21 protein-coding genes are annotated in these 19455 nt (G+C 66.0%); 13 read left to right on the top strand and 8 right to left on the bottom strand.

Annotated elements, in window-relative coordinates; all coding sequences use genetic code 11:
• Positions 1 to 10 precede the first annotated feature (10 nt).
• Positions 11 to 874 (top strand): radical SAM protein, encoded by an 864-nt coding sequence (locus ON43_RS45035; RefSeq protein WP_373283484.1) that lies wholly within the window; start codon positions 11 to 13, stop codon positions 872 to 874.
• 6 nt (positions 875 to 880) lie between these two features.
• Entirely contained in the window at positions 881 to 1756 is an 876-nt protein-coding gene (locus ON43_RS25680; RefSeq protein WP_157514189.1) for a hypothetical protein, read from the top strand.
• 33 nt (positions 1757 to 1789) lie between these two features.
• Here ON43_RS25680 and ON43_RS25675 read toward each other — a convergent pair whose 3' ends face one another.
• Entirely contained in the window at positions 1790 to 2722 is a 933-nt protein-coding gene (locus ON43_RS25675; protein ID WP_040811503.1) for a PfkB family carbohydrate kinase, read from the bottom strand.
• Between the two features lie 223 nt (positions 2723 to 2945).
• Between ON43_RS25675 and ON43_RS25670 the strand changes: the two genes are divergently transcribed.
• Positions 2946 to 3302: a hypothetical protein gene (locus ON43_RS25670; RefSeq protein WP_040811502.1), complete on the top strand. Its 357-nt coding sequence runs from the start codon at positions 2946 to 2948 to the stop codon at positions 3300 to 3302.
• Between the two features lie 570 nt (positions 3303 to 3872).
• Here the strand turns inward: ON43_RS25670 and ON43_RS25660 are convergent.
• A complete protein-coding gene (locus ON43_RS25660) occupies positions 3873 to 4814 on the bottom strand; it encodes an aldo/keto reductase (protein WP_040811500.1) in 942 nt (313 codons plus the stop codon).
• A gap of 102 nt (positions 4815 to 4916) precedes the next feature.
• Here ON43_RS25660 and ON43_RS25655 point away from each other — a divergent pair, with 102 nt between their 5' ends.
• From ON43_RS25655 to ON43_RS25635, 5 genes are all read left to right on the top strand, one after another.
• Positions 4917 to 5393, top strand: a complete 477-nt coding sequence (locus ON43_RS25655) for a MarR family winged helix-turn-helix transcriptional regulator (protein WP_040811499.1) — start codon at positions 4917 to 4919, stop codon at positions 5391 to 5393.
• A gap of 94 nt (positions 5394 to 5487) precedes the next feature.
• Complete coding sequence (locus ON43_RS25650) at positions 5488 to 6912, top strand: DHA2 family efflux MFS transporter permease subunit (protein WP_040811498.1); 1425 nt, start codon at positions 5488 to 5490, stop codon at positions 6910 to 6912.
• A gap of 43 nt (positions 6913 to 6955) precedes the next feature.
• The gene (locus ON43_RS46860; RefSeq protein WP_040811497.1) at positions 6956 to 8194 is read left to right on the top strand and encodes an SGNH/GDSL hydrolase family protein; all 1239 of its coding nucleotides are present in this window, start codon (positions 6956 to 6958) and stop codon (positions 8192 to 8194) included.
• Between the two features lie 62 nt (positions 8195 to 8256).
• Positions 8257 to 8745: an NUDIX hydrolase gene (locus ON43_RS42795; RefSeq protein WP_157514188.1), complete on the top strand. Its 489-nt coding sequence runs from the start codon at positions 8257 to 8259 to the stop codon at positions 8743 to 8745.
• A 245-nt stretch (positions 8746 to 8990) separates the two neighbouring features.
• Positions 8991 to 9953 (top strand): hypothetical protein, encoded by a 963-nt coding sequence (locus ON43_RS25635; RefSeq protein WP_167333462.1) that lies wholly within the window; start codon positions 8991 to 8993, stop codon positions 9951 to 9953.
• Here the strand turns inward: ON43_RS25635 and ON43_RS25630 are convergent.
• Both ON43_RS25630 and ON43_RS25625 read right to left on the bottom strand, forming a co-directional pair.
• A complete protein-coding gene (locus ON43_RS25630) occupies positions 9944 to 10567 on the bottom strand; it encodes a hypothetical protein (protein WP_040811495.1) in 624 nt (207 codons plus the stop codon). The two genes, ON43_RS25635 and ON43_RS25630, sit on opposite strands and share 10 nt — an antisense overlap.
• A gap of 123 nt (positions 10568 to 10690) precedes the next feature.
• Entirely contained in the window at positions 10691 to 11587 is an 897-nt protein-coding gene (locus ON43_RS25625; RefSeq protein ID WP_040811642.1) for a LysR family transcriptional regulator, read from the bottom strand.
• A 109-nt stretch (positions 11588 to 11696) separates the two neighbouring features.
• Between ON43_RS25625 and ON43_RS25620 the strand changes: the two genes are divergently transcribed.
• Entirely contained in the window at positions 11697 to 12467 is a 771-nt protein-coding gene (locus tag ON43_RS25620) for an SDR family oxidoreductase (RefSeq protein ID WP_040811493.1), read from the top strand.
• Between the two features lie 85 nt (positions 12468 to 12552).
• On the opposite strand, the gene ON43_RS25615 is transcribed toward ON43_RS25620, so the two are convergent.
• The 3 genes from ON43_RS25615 to ON43_RS42790 all read right to left on the bottom strand — a co-directional run bounded on the left by ON43_RS25615 (position 12553) and on the right by ON43_RS42790 (position 14065).
• Complete coding sequence (locus ON43_RS25615) at positions 12553 to 12765, bottom strand: DUF5302 domain-containing protein (RefSeq protein ID WP_040811491.1); 213 nt, start codon at positions 12763 to 12765, stop codon at positions 12553 to 12555.
• A 30-nt stretch (positions 12766 to 12795) separates the two neighbouring features.
• Positions 12796 to 13323, bottom strand: coding sequence for a phenolic acid decarboxylase (locus ON43_RS25610; protein WP_063712622.1), 528 nt, complete (start codon positions 13321 to 13323; stop codon positions 12796 to 12798).
• 121 nt (positions 13324 to 13444) lie between these two features.
• The gene (locus ON43_RS42790) at positions 13445 to 14065 is read right to left on the bottom strand and encodes a hypothetical protein (RefSeq protein ID WP_051179209.1); all 621 of its coding nucleotides are present in this window, start codon (positions 14063 to 14065) and stop codon (positions 13445 to 13447) included.
• 77 nt (positions 14066 to 14142) lie between these two features.
• Between ON43_RS42790 and ON43_RS25600 the strand changes: the two genes are divergently transcribed.
• Both ON43_RS25600 and ON43_RS25595 read left to right on the top strand, forming a co-directional pair.
• The gene (locus ON43_RS25600; RefSeq protein WP_040811487.1) at positions 14143 to 14562 is read left to right on the top strand and encodes a hypothetical protein; all 420 of its coding nucleotides are present in this window, start codon (positions 14143 to 14145) and stop codon (positions 14560 to 14562) included.
• 60 nt (positions 14563 to 14622) lie between these two features.
• Positions 14623 to 17988, top strand: coding sequence for a molybdopterin-dependent oxidoreductase (locus ON43_RS25595; RefSeq protein ID WP_040811484.1), 3366 nt, complete (start codon positions 14623 to 14625; stop codon positions 17986 to 17988).
• Here ON43_RS25595 and ON43_RS25590 read toward each other — a convergent pair whose 3' ends face one another.
• Positions 17989 to 18753, bottom strand: a complete 765-nt coding sequence (locus ON43_RS25590) for an IclR family transcriptional regulator (protein WP_040811482.1) — start codon at positions 18751 to 18753, stop codon at positions 17989 to 17991.
• Positions 18754 to 18802: 49 nt separating this feature from the next.
• Between ON43_RS25590 and ON43_RS25585 the strand changes: the two genes are divergently transcribed.
• Together ON43_RS25585 and ON43_RS25580 are read left to right on the top strand one after the other, a co-directional pair.
• Entirely contained in the window at positions 18803 to 19042 is a 240-nt protein-coding gene (locus ON43_RS25585) for a thiamine-binding protein (protein WP_040811480.1), read from the top strand.
• Positions 19035 to 19421, top strand: coding sequence for a helix-turn-helix domain-containing protein (locus ON43_RS25580; protein WP_174416492.1), 387 nt, complete (start codon positions 19035 to 19037; stop codon positions 19419 to 19421). Before ON43_RS25585 ends, ON43_RS25580 begins: the two co-directional genes overlap by 8 nt.
• The last annotated feature ends 34 nt before the right edge of the window (positions 19422 to 19455 follow it).

The following is a 19455-nucleotide window of genomic DNA, read 5'->3' as shown; positions in this document are numbered from 1 at the left end:
GAGAATTCACATGTCACGAGAAATAAGCCAACGTTCGCTCGATATGCCCTTCGATGCACGCGATGGTCGTCTGATGCTGTCACTAGGTCCACTTACTTCGCGAAAACACTGCACGTACAGCTGTCCATTCTGCTATGTCGGCGGAGAGTTCTTGTCATACCCATCACTGAGTATTGGGGAGATAATCGATTGGGTGGCTGCAGTCGAGTCCAATTATGATGTCATCTATGTCAGTTGTGATACGGATTCGTTCGCACCGCCTCGGCAAGCGCAGGCGGTAGAGCTTCTTCGCAGGCTGGTGGAATTCGATGTCGATCTGCTGTTCACCACCCGTGCTAGGCTGACTGCCGCATCAGTGGAGGAATTGGCGAAACTGGCGGCGGAGCTAGCGCGGGGCGGACACATGCTTATAGGTTGTATAAGTATGTGCCAGCTTTCGGTGCCTCATCTGGAACCTCCACCGATCCCAACTCCGGACATTCGTTTAGAGCAATTGCGAGTGCTACGAGGCATCGGGATACGGACGATCCTGGCTCTTCGGCCTTTTTTGCCAAATGTGCCGGAAGCGGACTACATCGACCTCGTCCAGCGGTCGGTAGGGGGTGCGGAGATCGTATTGGGCGGGGTCTGGTACTTCGACCAGGGTGGAGATCTAGAGCGCGGAGTGATGGGTCCGACGTCCGAACGCGATATTCCTTACGTACTCGCGCCGATGCCCTTCGACGGCAACACCGCAACATGGCGTGTCTTCGAAGGGTCTGACATAGAATCCGTGATTCGCCGGGTCTGTGAGAAAAACAATCTACCGATGTTCATGCGCAGTGGTCCAGCTATTGGCTGGTTGAGGCAGCACGGCTCGGGCGAGCGAAGGTGAGACTTAATGGTAAAGAACAAGTTGAGGCGGAAGGGAATCATGGAAGTGAATAATTACGGTCGATCAGTGGCGTATCGGACATTCTCCGAAACATTGAACGAACTGCGTGGGCAATCGGGTGTCACAGAGATCGGCTTTCGGGATGCGTGGCGCGCTCGGCTCCACGCTGACGAGCGACTGACAACGAACGGGTGGTACGACCCACCTGCCGAAGGGATGGCGGTGTTGTTTGCGGATGAGATTGATGTCAGGCGCGTGTGTTTCGAGTCTCTGAGGCTGGAGGCGTTCGGGCCGAGTAATCGTGTCATCGATTGGGAGCGCGGACTCATGTACGGGTATTGTTCTCCGGTCGACCGGCAGACCGGGCTGGCCGGAGACTTCGGGGTCACACTGTATTTCGGCACCAACTCCGACATGATCGAGTACTTCCGCAAATGCAGTGCCGTGACCCAAGACTTGTTGGCAGGTATTGATTCGAGCATGACATCGACGGCTTTGTTCCAGCATTCGGAGAAGCTCTTCGACGCCGTCGGGCTCCGCAATACTATTGCCAGCGTGACGGATTCGGTCCCGCTCGATTTGGGTCATTCAATGCCGAGTGTCGAAGTGGAGGCCGTGGCCGAAAGTAGGGTATTGCCGCAATGGGCCAAGGACTCGATGCGCGCTTCCCGTAGATTCGTGGGAACCAGCTCGAACTGGCCGTTGTCGGATACCTTTCAGTTCACGGTCGAGCCCCAGTTGGTTGACCCTGAGCGACCGGAGTCCCCCAAGGTAAGTTTTCATTACGTGGTCTCGGTTCGGGCGGGAACAGTGACGGTGCTGCGCGAAGGCGAGCAATTGCTCGCCGAGCTCGGATTGATCCGCGACCTCGGTGCCCGATGAAGGAGATCGCGTCGTAGGACCGTTGTGCCCGGATCATCGGTGACGCCGCAAGAACGTCTCCAGGTTGGCTCGCCGGGGCATGGACGAGGACGTTCCCAGCGTCCTCGCGGCCAAGGCTCCGGCGGCCGCGGCCGCCCGCAGCGCATCGGGTGGCGTGTTGCCCTCAGCCAGCCACACCGCGAGGGCGGCGCAAAATGCATCGCTCGCACCAGTGGTGTCCACCACGTCGACCTCGAATGCTCGATGTACGACGGGCAGCCGTTGGTCGGATGGTGGAGTGTTCGCCGCATACATGTAGCCGTCGGATCCCAGTGTGACGCAAACACTTCCGGAGATCGCGATCGCGAGTTCGCGTGCGCGCTGACCGATGTCTAGGGTACCGGGCACAATCAGCTCAGCTTCCCCTCGATTGGGAACCAGCCAGTCGATGCACGTCAACCGGTCGGCCGTCCATTCTGCATTCGCGAAGATCGGTGCTGGATTCACGATGAACAGTGGTTTTCCGCGTGCCGCGGCGAGTGCGTCGATGACGGCTCGAAGCATCTGTTTGCCGAAGTCGTAGGTCAGTAGAACCACGTCCGCCCGCGCGATTTCACGATATGCGTGTTGGAGCGCGGTCAATGGTGCCGTAGGCATGGTGTGCGCGGGGCCGATGACGCCTCGGACGTCGTTGCCGCTGGTCAAGATGACGCTCGGGGTAAGCGCTCGTCCATGCTGTAGCTCGACATACAGGTCGGATGCGGCAAATCCCTCGGCGAGCAGCGTGGCAATAGCGAGCTCGGAGGCGGGATCATTCGCCATCGAGGTGATGAACTTGACGTCGGTATTGAGTCGCTTCGCTGCGACTGCTTGATTGAACCCTTTGCCGCCGGCCATCAACGCCGACCGCTGGGCCACGAGAATCTCGGATTCGGCAGGCGCCCCTGCTATCTGGAAGCACATGTCGAGGTACGTCGCACCGATCACAACGATTCGAGGTCTCACGGCAACGCCAATCACAGCTACGGCTGACTGTTTTCAGTGTATCGATTGTGGGATCGGTTGGATGCCTTGACGATCGCATCACGTCTGATGTGGTTCGAATCTTGTACAGAGGTGTCCACGGTGGTCTGAAGTTGTCAGCGGTCTCTTACGGTTGCACTCGAGATTGCGCACGGTGGTTATGTTAAACACCACTTCGGAGGACACAATGACCGTCGAATCCAAGCACTCGCTCACCGCTCCTGTCGCGATCCAGTTCTACATCAGCGGATCAGTGACACCGGAAGCCTTCTTGACACCCACCGGCGAACCAGCGCGAGATGACTTCGATGGCCGTCGTTTCCGGGCCACCCTCACCGCCACCTGGGTGGGTGTGGCCGTGGCCTTGCTCGGTGTTGTCGTCGCTCTATTCGCATGGGGTCCATGGAACGCCGGGTCGGTCTCCACACCTCGTGAAATCGGAGTTGTCACCACCACGCCGCACGGATGGTGCAAAGTCGGTACCGCGTTCCTCGGCCGGGTACCTGGTATGCCGGAAAGCGGCGGCTTGGACAAGGGTGTATGAACGCGTGAGAGCCATTGCGTCGTTCCCGGCGAATCACGATGTCCACGTGGTCGTGCTTTACACCGCGCCACCCGGAAGAACCGTCGAGGACCCCGGAATGCAGTCGCAGGATCGTCGAACACTTCAACATCGTGGGCGGGCTGGCGATGATCGGCGCGAACGGGATCATCCGGGCGTTGACCTGCGTGGTCCGTTTTGTGTGACACGTTCGAGCAGCTCGACGAACGCTTCCAACAGATCGGTCCGGTTCGAGTAAGTTCCCGCCATGTCCACCTGAAGGCCCCCGACCTCGGTCGGGGGCCTTTCGTGCCGTGGATCAGCAGTTCGGCTGGAATGGGAAGCAGGAGTGGGGGCTTGGAATGGGTGCCGGGGTCGCTGGGTGGCTGAGGGCGGGAGTCGGTGTGGGGTGGGGGGTTTCGGAGCTGTCGGTGGTGTGGGAACCGAGGAGAATGATCAGTAGCAGCGTGCCGAAGCCGAAGATGATGGGCAGGGTGAAAAACGCCAGGATGAGGTAGCGCAGGCGCGGGCGGAAAGAGCGGCCTGGGCGGGCGGCTGGGCGCTGGGGCTGGGTCACCTCGAGGCCGCGCTGAGTTGGGCTACCTCGGACGGGGTGAGGGTGAGTTCGGCGGAAGCCAGCAGGGCCGAGAGTTGGTCGGGGGTGCGGGCGCTCGCGATGGGGGCGGCGATGGCGGGCTGGGTGCGGAGCCAGGCGAGGGCTACGGCGGCGACGGGGACGGCGTGGGCGGCGGCGACTTCGTCGAGGGCGGTCAGGACGCGGAGGCCGCGCTCGTCGAGGTAGCGGCGGGCGCCGGCCGCGCGGGGGCTGGCGGTGGTGGATTCGGTGTCGCCGGGGCGGTATTTGCCGGTGAGGAAGCCCATGGCCAGGCCGTAGTACGGGAGTACCGCCAGTTTTTCGCGGACACACAGGTCGGCGAGGTCGCCCTCGTAGACGGTGCGGTCCATCAGGTTGTACTGCGGCTGCACCACTCGGTAGCGGGCCAGGCCCTCGCGGTCGGAGATGGCCAGGGCCTCGGCCAGGCGCGGGGCGGTGTACTGGGATGCGCCCAGGTAGCGGACCTTGCCCGCGCGGACCAGTTCGTCGAACGCGCCCAGGGTCTCGGCGAGGGGGACCTCTTTGTCGTCATGGTGCGCGTAGTAGAGATCGATGTGGTCGGTGCGCAGGCGGCGTAGCGAATCATCGACGGCCGCACGAATATTGATGGCGCTCAGGCCGGGTCGGGTGGGGAGCTTGGCCACCTTGGTGGCGATGTGCACGGAGTCGCGGTTGCCACGCGACGCCATCCAGTCACCCAGGATGGTCTCGGATTCACCGCCGGAATTGCCCGGCACCCAGGCGCTGTAGGCGTCGGCGGTGTCGATGAGATTGCCGCCCGCCGCCGCGAACGCGTCGAGCACGGCGAAGGACTGCTCTCGATCCGCTGTCCAGCCGAATACGTTGCCGCCCAGGCACAGCGGATAGATATCGAGGTCGGTGGTTCCCAAGAGTGCCATATCGCCAACCTAGCTCGCGGCGCGGTGCGATGGCTCGTCGACGTCGCGAGGCACTCACTGGCGGGGAGTGAAGATAATCCGCTACGAAACTATAGTGGGCGCATGACCGCACTGGCGCCCAAGCGTGATGAGCCTGATCTGTCGTTTCTGCTGGATCACACCAGTCATGTGTTGCGGAGTCGGATGGCGGCGGCATTGGGGGAGATCGGGCTGACCGCTCGGATGCACTGTGTGTTGGTGCATGCGCTCGAGGAGGAGCGGACTCAGGTGCAGTTGGCGGCCATCGGGGATATGGACAAGACCACGATGGTGGTGACCGTGGATGCGCTGGAGAAGGCGGGGCTGGCGGAGCGGCGGGCGTCCAGTACCGATCGGCGGGCTCGGATCATCGCGGTGACGCCGGAGGGCGCGAAGATGGCCAAGCGGAGTCAGAAGATTGTGGATCGGGTGCATCGGGAGGCCTTGGAGGCGTTGCCGGAGGGGGATCGGGCGAGCTTGTTGCGGGCATTGAACTCCCTGGTCGAGGGGCATCTCGAGGCGCCGGTCGAGGCGTCCTCGGCGCGGCGGGCGCGGCAGTAGCGGGCTTCGACGCGGCAATCGTCCGCTTAAATATTGTCTGCAACAGAACTATCTAGTACGGTCCATCTTGTCGTTCATGACAGGAGAAGACCACATGACCACGTCCAAGCGCCTTGCCCTCGCGGTACTTTCGGCGGCGACCTTGATGACAATCCTCGACGGCAGCATCGTGACCGTCGCCATGCCCGCGATCCAGGCGGATCTGGGATTCACGCCCGCCGGGCTGAGCTGGACGGTGAACGCGTATCTGATCGCGTTCGGCGGACTGCTCTTGCTGGCCGGACGGCTCGGCGACCTGATCGGCCGGAAGGCCATGTTCCTCGGCGGGAATGCGGTGTTCACCGCGGCCTCGCTGTTCGCGGGGGCGGCGACCACGCCCGGACTGCTGGTGGCGGCCCGGTTCTTGCAGGGGGTGGGCAGTGCCATCGCGTCGTCGGTGGTGCTGGGCATCCTGGTCACGGTGTTCACCGAGAATCGTGAACGGGCCAGGGCCATCGGGGTTTTCAGCTTCACCGGCGCCGCGGGCGCTTCGATCGGCCAGGTGCTGGGCGGGGTGCTGACCGATGCGCTGAACTGGCACTGGATCTTCCTGATCAATGTGCCGATCGGCGTGGTGACCGTCGCGCTGGCGTGGAAGGCGCTGCCCGCCGATCGCGGGATCGGACTGGCCGCGGGCGCGGATGCGCTCGGCGCGCTGCTGGTGACCGGCGGGCTGATGCTGGGCATCTACACCGTGGTGAAAGTCGAAGAGTACGGGTGGATCTCGGCGCACACTCTGGGACTCGGCGCGCTGTCCATCGGCCTGCTCGCCGCCTTCCTCGTCCGCCAGCGGACCGCTCGCACTCCACTGCTGCCGCTGCGGATCTTCCACTCCCGCAATGTTTCCGGGGCCAATCTGGTGCAGATGCTGACCCTTTCGGCCATGTTCGCTTTCCAGATCATCGTCGCGCTCTACATGCAGAAGGTGCTCGGCTACAGCGCCCTGGCGACCGGCCTGGCCATGTTGCCCGCGGCCGTCGCGATCGGTGGGGTGTCGCTGTTCGGATCGGCGCGGTTGATCACTCGCTTCGGTGAACGGGCGGTGCTGATCGCCGGATTGGTGTTGCTGCTGGCCGGAATGGGTTGGCTGACACGACTTCCCGTTCACGCCACCTATGTCGTCGACTTGCTTCCGATGATGGTGCTGATCGCCGGTGGCGGCCTGGTCCTGCCCGCATTGACGACTCTCGGCATGTCCGACGCCAAGCCCGAGGATGCCGGTCTGGCCTCCGGATTGTTCAATACGACCCAGCAGGTCGGCATGGCCATCGGCATCGCCGTGCTGTCGACGCTCGCCGCCTCGCGCACCGGCAGCCAACTTGCTTCGGGTGCAACCGGAGCCACGGCCCTGACCAGCGGCTACCGCTTGGCCTTCACCGTCGCCGCCGGGCTGCTGGCCGCCGCGCTGGTAGTCAGCCTGACCGTCCTGCGCCGTCCGGCGGCAATCGCGCCGGTGGGGCTCGCGGCGACCGCCGCCTGAGCTGAAGTCACGCCGAATCACCCTCTGCTGAACGGACTTTCACGTGCGCATTCTTCGATCCTTGATCGCGGGATTGTTCCTGCTCGTCGCCGCCGCATCCGCCCAAGCGGCACCACCGGAGTCGCCGGGCTGGCATGCTGTGTGGGCCACCTCCGCGCAATTGCCGAGTAAGGCAATGGATCCCAACTGGTCCCTGACTGGCTTCTCGAATCACACACTGCGGCAGGTGATCCGAGTAAGCCAGGGCGGCCTCGCCACCCGGGTGCGATTGACGAATCGCTACGGCACCCGGCCCCTGGCGATCACCGGAGCCACCATCGCGGTGACCGATACCGGGGCAAGCATTCGCCCGAACACCCTGCGCCCCTTGACCTCCGGCCTGGCCTCCGCATTCGAGATACCCGCTGGTGCCGATCTCGTCACCGACCCGGTGCCGCTGTCCGTCGCACCGTTCCAGTCACTGACCATCACCGTGTATCTGGCGGAGGCGACCGGCCCCGCCACCCACCACGCGCAGGCCTTCGCAACCACCTACCGAACCTCCGGCGATCACCGTGCCGACGACTCCGGCCTCGCCTTCGCCGAGACCACCCAGGCCTGGTACTACCTCTCGGGCGTCGAGGTCCTCGACATGCTCCCGCACCCTTCCGGCGTGGTCGCCTTCGGTGACTCCATCACCGAAGGCGTCGGCTCCACCCCCAACGCCAACCACCGCTACCCCGACGCCCTGGCGGAACGACTTGCCGCCGAAGGCAATCCGCGCGCGGTAATCGACCAGGGCATCGGCGGCAACCGCGTCACGGTGGACTCGTCCTGGCTGGGCGACAGCGCCCAACACCGCTTCCGCGCCGACGTCCTCGACCAGCCCGGCATCGGCACGGTCATCATCCTCGCCGGCATCAACGACATCGGCCTCAGCGCCCCCGGCCCCGGCGCCGCCGACACGGTCGTCCCGGTCTCCACCGACCACCTGATCGCAGCCCACCTCGACCTCATCCACCAGGCCCGCGCCAAGGGCCTCCGCGTAATCGGCGCAACCCTCACCCCCTTCGGCGGCTCCCCCTACGATTCCCCCGCCGCCGAATCCGCCCGCCTCGCCTTCAACAACTGGCTCCGCACCACCGCCCCCTACGACGCCCTCGTCGATTTCGACGCCGCCCTCCGCGACCCCACCAACCTCCACCGCCTGACCCCCACCTACGACAGCGGCGACCACATCCACCCCAACGACACCGGCTACACCGCCATGGCCGCAACCCTCCGCCCCACCGATTTCGCGTAACCCACACCGCCCGGCGTCGTATCGTGCCGGGCAGCGTGTTTCCCGGATCCAGAGGAGGCGGCGTGACCAGAACCTTTTTGTGTCGTGACATCAACGGAGACGCCCATCTGGTAGCCGAGGCCGAACTAGTGCAGCGAACCTCGGTGTACGTCATAGCGATACAGGCCGACACGGTCCTCCTGGTACGCGACGGAACCGGTCGGAACGGTCTCTGGGATCTCCCCGGCGGCGGCGTCGAGCCGGGAGAGGCCCGCCTCGACGCCCTCGAGCGAGAACTGTTGGAAGAGACAGGACTTCGCCTGGCCGCCGAGCCGACCCACCTGTGCGAGTTCACCGAATACTTCTTCGACCTGCAGTCCCGGCGCGGCTGGGAGTCGACGCGTTGCTATTACGTCGGCGGCGTTTCCGGTGTCCCGCGGGCCGAAGGAAACGGTGCCGATGTGGCTGCCTGCCGCCATGTTCCGTTGCCACTGGTGTCCGGTGAGGTCGGAGCCGTGGCGCGGAGGATGACGGAGTTGGCACTGGCTTCGATGGACGTGGAACAGCGCTAGACGCCCGGCGCAGTGGCAGTGGGCCGCGTGATTCGGGCAGTGAACGAGGAGGATTGGGCAGTGGCCGGGCCGGATACTCTTGTCTTATATCAGTACTGAATCGCCCGCTCAGTCCTTCGACCAGAAGGCGCTCTACGGTCCGAAGGTGGGTTGCGATGGGGCGCTTCTCGACGCGGGTGCGTGCGAATCTGGAGTGGGTCAAGGCCAACACCGAGGGTGCGATCGCGATCGCCCTCGCGGTGGTGATGAGCATCCTCGGTCTGGTCGACCTGGTGCCCGTCGATCTGGTCAGCAAGGTCATTCCCTTGACGCTCGGCGTGGTCGCGTTCGCACTCCTGCGTGACCGCTGGCGACAGGAGCTGATCAGCACGCAGATGATCCAACTCGCAACCACCGCAGCGGAATCGACGCGCAGTCTGCTCGAACGCATGGACAGCGTGACGCAGATGGAAGTGCGCCTGGCGAGTGCTCAGCGATCGATCGACGGTTTGACCGCGGTCAAGGTCGCGCTCGGTGCCGAGGTCGAGGAGGCGCTGACGCTGGCGCGGGAGGAGACCGATCGCTGGATCTTCAAGGGCGGTACCGGCGCCTACACCCGGGTGGTGACCCTGCCGGAGTGCATCAAGCACGCCAATCATCATCGCCGGGAATTGCTGGTGCGCATGGAGATTCTCGATCCGACCGACCTGGCCGCCTGCGAGCGATTCGTCAGCCTCTATCAATCGCTCGCCGACGGCGAGGACGACGATGCCCGCGAATGGACCGGCAAGGGCACTCAAATCGAGTCGTACGCAACGATTTTGGCTGCCTGCTGGTACCGGCAGCGAACCGCGCACCTGCTGGACATCGAAATCGGCCTGACATCGACGGTCTCGGTGCTGCGCTGGGACCTCTCGTCGCGCTTCCTGATCGTAACCACGCGCGGGCCGCGGTTCCCGGCGATGATTATCGAAAAGGGGCGCCCCTATTACGACTCGTGGACCATCGAGCTGCGGACCAGCTTCTCGGGGGCACGGAAGGTGCCGATCAACCGCGCCCTGAGGCAGCCGTTGGGAACCGATCCAACGGTAGCCGAGGTCCGCGAGCTGTTCGAACGCCTCGACCTCGGCCTGCCCGAATCCTACGACGACGCGGACATCACCACGATCGTGGAAAAGGCGCTCCGCGACACCAATCCGTTCCTGCGCGGGGCAGGCGATCACCGATGAGACGGCACCGCCTCCCGCAGGCGATCGAGCACGGGTCGGACCAGCCGTCGCGTCGTCTCCTGATCGCAACGCCGCCGGGGGACGGTGTGCGGTGAGATGCCGATATTCGCGAGGGACAGGTCGACTGCCTTGGCCCGGCCGCGCCCGAAAGCGAGTGTCGCCGCCGCGCCTTCGACCTCGGTGGTGTGAAAAATCCCCGCGCCGAGGTCGTAGCTGTCGCCTTCCCCATAGAGATCCGACCGGATGACAGCGCTCGAGACCAATCGAGGAGTCGGTCGTATCGCGTCGATGCCACGTTCACTGTCACTGTGGATTTCGACGATTCGGTGCTCCGGATTCGTCTCGGTGTCGCTGACGCTGAACACGTTGTTGCGTACCTCGCCGTAGAGAACGTGGCTGACAAGGTCCCAACTGTGCGCGTGGACACGCGAAGTCGTCAGGGGAGCGAACGGAAGCTCTCGCTGCGAATCGGGATCCCAGACATGCAGGCACATGCCGTATTCGCCCTCGCGCACCAGCGGCAGGCAGATGAATTGCAGCGGGTGTAGCAGGGCCGTGACGGGGGATTCATCCTCGAGAATGCTGTCGAGTGCGCGAATTGCGGCGTCTCTCACGCGATCACCGGCACGGCGAGACGGATGGCCTCCTTGGTCACGGCGCAAACAGTACAGATAGGTCACACCCGAACCAGGGAGATTCGGCGCGGGTCGCCGCAAAGCAATTTGCCAGGCGAGCCGCTACGGACGGGCACCCGCGCAGAGGGCGATGGCTTTCTCGTTGAAGGCTCGGATTCGGGCGGTTTCGCGGGAGAGTTTCCAGGCGAAACCCCATTCCACGGGTGGGGCGTCGGTGATTGGGAGGTACACGACGTCGGGGCGGGAATAGAAGTCGGTTACCAGGTTGCCGACCATGAAGACGCCCTCGTTCGCGCCTACCAGGGCGAGGATTTCTTGAAAGGTGTTGGCTGTCTTGCCATGTGTGATCGGCCGGCCGCCCGGCGTCCGGTCGGGGACGAGGTAGTGGCGGATCGACGAGGGGACGGACTCGGGCATTCGGATCAGGGTGAGTCCGGTCAGGTCTTCGAGGGAGATCGACTGGCGGGCGGCCAGTGGATGGCGGGTCGAGACCGCGAGCATGCGGTCCTCGCGGAACAGCGGTGGGCCGGTGGCGATGTCGGGTCCGGCGATCGGGCGGCAGCTCAGCACCATGTCGCAGGCGTCGTGGTGCCAGCCGTCGAGCACCTCACCGAGCTGGATTTCCTTGATGCGCACCTCGATACCCGGGTGCTCGCGCCGGAACTCCTCGGCCACATCGAGAATCAGCTTGCCCGCGGCGGCTCCGTAGAAGCCGACCTCCAGCCCGCCGTCGAAGCCTCGACCGGCGTTGATGGCGCGCCGGATGGCCCGCTCCACCTGATCCTGGGCCGGTCGCAGCTCGGCGAGGAACTGCCGCCCGATCGGTGTCAAAGCGACTCGGCGGCTGGTCCTTTCGAACAGCGCCGCGCCCACCCTGCGCTCGATCTGCGCAATGGTCTGGCTGACCCGGCTGGGCGACACCCGCAGCCGGTCGGCCGCGCGGCCGAAGTGCAGTTCGTCGGCGACGCTCAGGAACGCGTCGATCTCATGCCGTTCCATGGTGTCCATTCCGATCGATGAGCCTGACTTCATGATCCTTCATGTATCCGTCGTTGTTGCGCGCGGCATCCCGTAGTTACCTCGTGAAATAGACATTCGAAGGAGGACAATGAAAATCGCGGTAACGGGTGCGACCGGGCGGCTGGGTCGTCACGTGGTCGAGGTGCTCGCGGAACAGGGACACGAGGCGATCGCGATCGCGCGGTCCGGCGGCGTGGACATCGTCACCGGCGCGGGCTTGGCCGCCGCCCTGACCGGAGTCGAGGTGATCATCGACGTGGCCAGCACCCCGTCGCCCGAACAGCGGACGGCGACCGAGTTCTTTACCGCCGCCGCCCGCAACCTGCAGCGTTTCGGCGCGGAGGCCGGGGTGCGGCGGCTGGTTGTGGTGTCGATCATCGGGATCGACGGCTCCACCGCCGGATACAACGCGGCCAAGCTGGTGCACGAGCAAGCCGTGCTGGCGGGCCCGATCCCGGCCCAGATCGTGCGGTCCGCGCAATTCGCCGAGTTCGTCGGGCAACTCGTGCAGTGGGGAACCCGCGGCGATACCGCCTCGGTGCCGCGGATGCGCACGCAGCTGGTGGCGGCGCGATCGGTCGCGGAGACACTGGTCGACTTCGCCACCGCGGCGGACCTGGAGATCTCCGGAGCACCGTTCCCCGAAGTGGCGGGGCCGCGCGAGGAGAACCTGGCCGAGATGGCGCGGCTGCTGGCGGACCGCCTGGGTGCACCGGCACGGATCGAAGAAGTGAGCGACCCGGGCAATCCCGACCGCGACGTATTCGAGAACGGCGGGCTGCTGCCCGGTCCGGGCGCCATCCTCGCGGGCCCCACCTACCGCCAATGGCTGGACCTGAATCACCCGGCGGAATCGTGATGAACGGCAGGCTGTTCCGGCTCGGGGGCGTGGTGTGAGCGAAGGCCCGGTCCGTGGGGACCGGGCCTTCGTCGCATCAGGCTGTTTACCCGCCCGCCCGACGGCGGAAGGTGCGCTTGCCGCCTGCCTGGGAGTGGGTGCCGTGGATCTTGCCGGAGTTGTGGGCGGACCCGCCCGCTGAGGCGTGGCCGTTCTTTCGTTCGAGGGCTTCCCGGAACTTTCGTTTGGTCGCGTCCTGTGGCGACTCGGTGGCGTCGCCGTCGAGCTGCTCGCCTGGGACTGCTTGTTCATCGGCCATTGACCAAGCCTAGCCGTGCGGGGACTCGGATCAGTTGGTGCGGTTTGCGTAGTCGAGGGGGAGTTTGGCGGGGGGACAGTTGATTACGGTGTCGTCGTCGGGGGAGCAGGCTTCCAGGAAGGTGATTCGGCCGGTGGAGGCTACGAGGGCTTGGGGGTAGGTGGGGCCTGCGTCGCGTTCGGCGGTGATTTCGGGGAGGTTGTCCTCGTAGCGGCCGAGGGTCGATTCGGGGAAGTCGAGCATCCACTGGGGGTAGCAGATGGTGGTGTGGATGCGGCGTTCGCCAAGCCAGGCGATGAGGACGGTGACGGTGCCGGTGGGTTCGACCCAGGCGATTTTGTACATGTCGCCGCTGAGTTGGATCATTTTGGCCGGTTGGGCCGTTGACCAGCGGCCGAACATGGGGCCCTGGAGGCAGCGGAAGGCGACGGTTTGGGAATTGCGTACGTAGAGTTCGTATTTCCAGCCGTTGTCGTAGGCGTAGATGAGGTGGCGGCCCACGATGCCGGACAGGTCGCCCGCCATCGCGGGGGCGGAAGCGGCATCTTCGACGCTCATCGCAAACTCCTCTCGGCCGACCTGCGTCAAACCCGGGCGTTCTGATCAGCGTATCCGCTGATCACCGCTTCATCGAGAAGGACGCAGGTCGGCCGGTCGAGGCGGCCGGGAGATCGGCCGGTCAGCTGGGCTGTGCCGGATTCAGCTGGGGCTGTGCCGCCGGCATCGTGTTGACCAACCCGTCCGCGGCTCCGACGGCCGCGCCCACACCCGCGCCGAGCGCGGCGAAAGGCGCCGCGACCATGGCGTAGCCGAGCGCCGCTCCGACGACCGGGACGATGACCAGGCCGATGGGCGCGAACGGGAGTCCGGCGACCAGGCCCGCGACCACACCGATCACCGCACCCGTACTTGCGATCGGGCTGGCGGCCGTCGCACCGACCGCCGCGCCGATGGTCGCGTCGCCGAGGATGGTCTTGGCGATGTGCGTCGCGCGGAGGCTGTCGACCCCGGCGGCCTGAAGCGACTGGGCGAGAGCGGATTCCGTGCCCGCGGCCGCCGCGTTGATCTGCTGCGTCTGCTCCACGGTGAGGAAGAACGGCTGCTCGAACTGCACGGTCCCGATCCGGATCGACGAATCGGGGATCTCGGTGGCGGGCTGGGTGGCGGCCGGTAAATCCTCGGCGAGGGCGGGCGGGGCGGAGAGTAAGGCGAGGGAGAGGGGGAGGAGTGCGGCGGCGGCGAAGGTGGCCGCCCGGCGCTGGAAGGGACGAATCGTACGGACGGGCCGGTATGTGCCCATAGGGAACCTCATTCCGAAACATCGATGCCTATCGCATCTGGATTCGAAGCGGCGCGCCCTTCGGATATGTTCGGGCCATGACTATCGCTCGGAAGTTTGCTGTGGTCGCCGGGACCGTCGCCGTGTGCGGGCTGTCGACGATCGGGACCGCCGCCGCGGATCCCGTGGTCATTCCCTTCCAGATCAACTCCGCGCCGTACGGGATTCCCGGCGGCAGCTTCGACGCTTTCCCGGCGCGGTGCGCGGCCGTGGTCGGCGAACAGTCCGGAACCGTCGTGATCACGGGCGCGCAGCCGCAGGGCTGGGGTTGCTCGATCTCCACCCCGGTCACCTGGATCAACCTGTCCACGGGCGCGACGGGTTCCGCCCAGCTGTCCAATGGTTTGAACGGAATCCCTTCCGCCGCAACGCTGTACACGGGTGTCGGGCAGGTCGCGGTCATGCTCACCCCGAGCGCGCCCTACACGCCCGGCCTCGCGACCTTCTTCGTACCGTAGGGCGGAATCGAGGGCGTTTGTCCTGTTCACGGGGGTCGGGGACGCTCCTAGACTGAATGCGTGGAAATTGCTGGTTACTGCACGCTCTGCAAGTCGCGGTGCGGAGCCATCTACACCGTCGAGAACGGCCGCCTGACCGACGTCCGGCCCGACGGTGATCATCCGACGGGCAAGGCCCTGTGTCCCAAGGGCCGATCCGCCCCCGAGATCGTGCACAGCACCCGCCGGCTCACCACCCCACTGCGGCGGACCCGCCCCAAGACCGATCCAGATCCCGGCTGGGAACCCGTCAGCTGGGATACCGCGCTGGCCGACATCGCCGCGCGTTTGACGACCATCGCCCGCGAATCCGGCCCCGAGGCGGTGGCCTTCGCCCTCTCGACGCCCTCGGGCACCTCGCTGTCGGACAGCACGGAATGGATCGAGCGCTTCGTCCACGCTGTCGGCAGCCCCAACACCATCTACAGCACCGAGATCTGCAACTGGCACAAGGACGTCGCGCACACCTTCACCTATGGCGTCGGCCTGCCGGTGCCCGACTACGAGGCCACCGATCTGGCGGTCATGTGGGGTTTCAATCCGGCCAAGACCTGGCTCGCGCAGTCGGCCGAACTGGCCGAGGCCCGGGCACGCGGGGCCCGGCTCGCGGTGATCGATCCGCGGCGGTCCACCACCGCGCTGGGCGCGGAGCACTGGCTGCGGGTGCGGCCGGGCACCGATGCCGCGCTGGCACTCGGGCTGGCCGGTCGACTCATCGACATGCGCGGGTATGACGAGCGATTCGTGCGGGCCTGGACCAATGCGCCGCTGCTGGTCCGGGAGGACACCGGGCATTTCCTGCGCGCCGAGGACATCTGGCCGGACACCACCGGATTCGTCGCCTGGGACGCCGATGAGGGCCGCCCCACGCTGTACGACACCGGATCCGCCGCCGACGTACCCGAACGTTTCGGCCTGGACGGCACCCATCGCATTGCCACTCGTACCGGAACCGTCACCTGCGCAACGGCATTCGACCACTACGCGCGCGCCTGCCGCGCCTGGCCGCTGGAGCGGGTGGCCCGCGAAACCTGGGTCGACCAGGACCGCATCGCCGCGCTCGCCGACGAGATCGCGCAGGCCGGATCGGTGTCCTACTACGGCTGGACCGGAATCGGGCAGCACGCCAACGCGACCCAGACCGACCGGGCCATCGCCACGCTGTTCGCGCTCACCGGCTCGTTCGACGCACCCGGCGGCAATGTGGTGCTGCCGAAGCCGCCGGTCAATGCCGTATCCGATCGAATGAATCAGCTTGCGCCGGAACAGCGTGCGAAGACGCTGGGCCTGCCCGAACGCCCGCTGGGCCCGCCCGCCCAAGGCTGGGTGACCGCCCGCGATCTGTGCCGGGCCGTGCTGGAAGCCGAGCCCTATAGGGTTCGCGCCCTGGTCGGATTCGGCGCCAATATGCTGCTGTCCCAGCCTGATTCGGCCCGCACCGGCCAGGCCCTCGAAGCCCTCGACTTCCAGGTACACCTCGATCTGTTCGAGAACCCCACCGCCCGCTACGCCGACTACCTGCTCCCGGTGAACAGCTCGTGGGAACACGAGGCCCTGCGCATCGGATTCGAATCCAGCCACCGCGCACAGGAACACGTGCAACTGCGCTCGCGCATTGTCGAGCCGGTCGGCGAATCCCGTTCGGACACCGAGGTGGTCTTCGACCTGGCGACCCGCATGGGCCTGGGCGAACAGTTCTTCGGCGGCGATCTGGAAGCGGCCTGGGACCATCAGCTCGCACCCCTGGGCATGACCGCCGCCGAGCTGCGCGCCCGGCCCGGCGGCACCCGGATTCCGTTGCCGCGCGATTACCGCAAGTACGAGGCCGCCGGATTCAACACTCCCACCCGCCGCATCGAGCTGTACAGCGAACGCCTTGCCGCGCATGGCTACTCGCCCGTACCCGAATACACCGCGCCCCTCGCCCCGGAGCCCGCCTTCCCGCTCGTGCTCACCTGCGCGAAGAACGGGTACTTCTGCCACAGCCAACACCGCCAGATCAACTCCCTGCGCCGCCGGTCTCCGGATCCGCGCCTGGATCTCAGCCCGGAGGCGGCCGCGGAGCGCGGCATCACCGACGGACAGTGGGTGATCCTGTCGACCCGGCTCGGCAGTGCGCGGCTGCGCGCCCGCATCGATGCGACCCTGCATCCGGGTGTGGTGGTCTCCGAATACGGTTGGTGGCAATCGAATACGGATCTGGGACTGCCCGGCGCGGACCCGCTCGACAAGGTCGGCAGCAACTACAACCTGCTCATCGACGACGAGAACATCGACCCGCTGTCGGGCTCGGTTCCGCTGCGGTCGTTCACCTGTGAGGTCACGCCGGTCCCGGTCGAAAACCCTTGGGCGGGCTCGCGAATCTTCACGGTCAGCGAGGTGGATGAGGCCAGCCCGGGTGTCCGCACCCTGCGTCTGACACCCGACGACGGCGCACCCCTACCCGACTTCCGTGCGGGCCAGCATCTGACCGTCCGCGCCGCGGAGTCGAACGACGCCGACGCGGATTCGATTGTCTCCCGCAGCTATTCGCTGACCGGCCCGGCCAGCGCACCGGATCGTGACAGCTACGGTCTCGCCATCCGCCGCGTCACCGACGGCGTCTTCTCCGGCTACGTCCACGACCGGCTCCACACCGGAGACCGCGTCGAAGTCGGCTGTCCCGACGGCTCTTTCATCATTCCCACCGACTGCGACTACCCGGTCGTCATGATGGCGAGCGGCATCGGCATCACACCGTTCCTGTCCTACCTGGAGACCCTCGCCGCCACCGGTGGCACCGTCCCCGAGGTCGTATTGCACTACGGCGTACCGAATTCCGCCGACCATCCGTTCCGGGCGAGACTGGCGGAATTGGCCGCCGTCCTCGGTCCGCGCCTGCGGCTGATCACCCACTATTCGAGGCCGCTGCCCGCGGACCGTCGCGGCGTCGACTTCGATCTGGCGGGCTACGTCAAGGTCGCCGACCTCGACCCCGCCTTGATCACACGCCGCGCCCGCTTCTACCTCTGCGGTCGCGCCGCCATGCTCACTACCGTCACCGCCGAACTGCGCGAGCGCGGCGTCCCGCGCTGGGAGATCTTCGCCGAGCGTTTCGCGACTCCGGAGCGCACTCTCACGATTCCCGAGAACGCCAGTTACACAGTGCGTTTCACCCGCTCGGACCGCGAGCTCACCTGGACCGAACGCGACGGCACCCTGCTCGAATTCGCCGAGAAGTCCGGCGTGGCCATGCAGAGCGGCTGCCGTGTCGGCCAGTGCGAGAGCTGCCTGTGCACCGTCGGCAAGGGCAAGGTCGGCCACTTCGTGGACACCGAGCACCTCGACGACGATGCGGTGCTGACCTGCCAGGCCGTTCCCGCGTCCGACCTCGAGATCGACGCCTGATCAGCGCAGGTCGTCGGACAGTGCCTCGGCCACCTCGGTGAGCAGCGGCGCGGCGCGCGCCACCAGCTCCTCGGTCATCCGCCCCACTGGACCGGACACCGAAATCGCCAGTCGCGCCGGAGCTTTGGGCACCGCCACGGCCACGCACCGCACGCCCATCTCCTGCTCGCCCTCGTCCATGGCGTACCCGGTGCGGGCGGCCTCGGCGAGCTGGCCTGCGAACTCATCGGGATCGGTGATGGTGGAATCGGTGTAGCGCGGCATTCCGGTGCGGGCCAAGAGATTCCGGGTCAGCTCGGGCGGCGATCCGGCCAGTATCGCCTTGCCCACCGCCGTGCAGTGCGGCAGCGCGCGCCGACCCACCTCGGTGAACATGCGCATGGAGTGCCGCGACTGCACCTGCGCCACATAGACGATCTGGTCCCCGTCCAGCATCGCCATGTTCGCCGACTCACCCAGCTCGTCGACCAGCCGCTGCAAATGCGGCCGGGCCAGCACGGCCAGCATCTGCGAGGAGCTCTCGCCGAGCTTGATCAGCTTGGGCCCCAGCACATATTTGCGCGACGGCTCCTGATGCAGGTACCCCAGATCCACCAGCGTCCGCACCAGCCGGTGAATGGTCGGCAGCGGCAGACCAGACTCGGTGGCCAGCTGCGAAAGCCCCATCATGCCGCCCTCGTCCGCCATGAGCTCGAGCAGCCCGAACGCACGCTCGATGGACTGCACACCCCCGGCGCCGGCCTTGGGCCCCTTAGCTGCGGGCACTCCCGGTCCTCCTTAGTTTTCCGAATGCCGGAATAGTAGCCTGTGCCACATGCGGCTACGCGCGGAGTTCACGACCGAACCGTTCCATGGCGAAGGGGAGGCGCCGCCGCATGCGCTGGCGGCCCTCGAGCTCGCCGAATCGGCCGGTCTGGAATGCGATTTCGGTCCTTTGGGCACGCTGGTGACCGGGACGGACGACAAACTGCTGCCGGTGCTGGGCGAGATCATGCTGACCGCCTTCGCCAATGGCGCGACGAGAGTGACGATGCAGGTCGAGCAGGATGACTGAACGTTCGCCGGGCGAGGTGCATCCGGTGCTGGTGACCCTCGCCCCGATTCTGGACAAGACCGGCGGCCGGCTGGTGGAGCCGGAAAACGCCACCGCCGAGGACATTCCCGTGGTGTGGGAGGGGAAGACGCTGGCCTGCGTGCGGTTCGGTGCACCCGAGCCCGACACCCTGGGCGGTCTGGAGAAGTTGCTGGAGGAGGTGGCGGGCGAGCTGGGCGGCCCGCTCACCGGCCTGCCGCGCGCCGACAAGCAGCGTGCCGTGCGATTGCTGGAAGAGCGGGGCGCGTTCACCTTCCGCAAGTCGGCCGAAACCGTCGCGGCAGCGCTCGGCGTCACCCGCTTCACGGTCTACAACTACCTCAACCGCGAACGGGCGTAGCGAAGGCCAATCGGCCGACAGATATATATTCAAC

This window comes from Nocardia concava NBRC 100430, assembly GCF_000308815.1.
GTDB classification, from domain to species: Bacteria; Actinomycetota; Actinomycetes; order Mycobacteriales; family Mycobacteriaceae; genus Nocardia; species Nocardia concava.
Note: the sequence above shows the minus strand (reverse complement) of the source record. Positions and strands in the feature narration are given on the sequence as shown.

Bases quoted from the DNA above. Each gene is read 5' to 3' on its own strand.
- ON43_RS45035 (WP_373283484.1), top strand. From the start codon at position 11: ATGTCACGAGAAATAAGCCAACGTTCGCTCGATATGCCCTTCGATGCA.
- ON43_RS25680 (WP_157514189.1), top strand. From the start codon at position 881: ATGGTAAAGAACAAGTTGAGGCGGAAGGGAATCATGGAAGTGAATAAT.
- ON43_RS25670 (WP_040811502.1), top strand. From the start codon at position 2,946: ATGACCGTCGAATCCAAGCACTCGCTCACCGCTCCTGTCGCGATCCAG.
- ON43_RS25660 (WP_040811500.1), bottom strand. From the start codon at position 4,814: ATGGCACTCTTGGGAACCACCGACCTCGATATCTATCCGCTGTGCCTG.
- ON43_RS25655 (WP_040811499.1), top strand. From the start codon at position 4,917: ATGACCGCACTGGCGCCCAAGCGTGATGAGCCTGATCTGTCGTTTCTG.
- ON43_RS25650 (WP_040811498.1), top strand. From the start codon at position 5,488: ATGACCACGTCCAAGCGCCTTGCCCTCGCGGTACTTTCGGCGGCGACC.
- ON43_RS25635 (WP_167333462.1), top strand. From the start codon at position 8,991: ATGAGCATCCTCGGTCTGGTCGACCTGGTGCCCGTCGATCTGGTCAGC.
- ON43_RS25625 (WP_040811642.1), bottom strand. From the start codon at position 11,587: ATGGAACGGCATGAGATCGACGCGTTCCTGAGCGTCGCCGACGAACTG.
- ON43_RS25620 (WP_040811493.1), top strand. From the start codon at position 11,697: ATGAAAATCGCGGTAACGGGTGCGACCGGGCGGCTGGGTCGTCACGTG.
- ON43_RS25615 (WP_040811491.1), bottom strand. From the start codon at position 12,765: ATGGCCGATGAACAAGCAGTCCCAGGCGAGCAGCTCGACGGCGACGCC.
- ON43_RS25610 (WP_063712622.1), bottom strand. From the start codon at position 13,323: ATGAGCGTCGAAGATGCCGCTTCCGCCCCCGCGATGGCGGGCGACCTG.
- ON43_RS42790 (WP_051179209.1), bottom strand. From the start codon at position 14,065: ATGGGCACATACCGGCCCGTCCGTACGATTCGTCCCTTCCAGCGCCGG.
- ON43_RS25600 (WP_040811487.1), top strand. From the start codon at position 14,143: ATGACTATCGCTCGGAAGTTTGCTGTGGTCGCCGGGACCGTCGCCGTG.
- ON43_RS25585 (WP_040811480.1), top strand. From the start codon at position 18,803: ATGCGGCTACGCGCGGAGTTCACGACCGAACCGTTCCATGGCGAAGGG.
- ON43_RS25580 (WP_174416492.1), top strand. From the start codon at position 19,035: ATGACTGAACGTTCGCCGGGCGAGGTGCATCCGGTGCTGGTGACCCTC.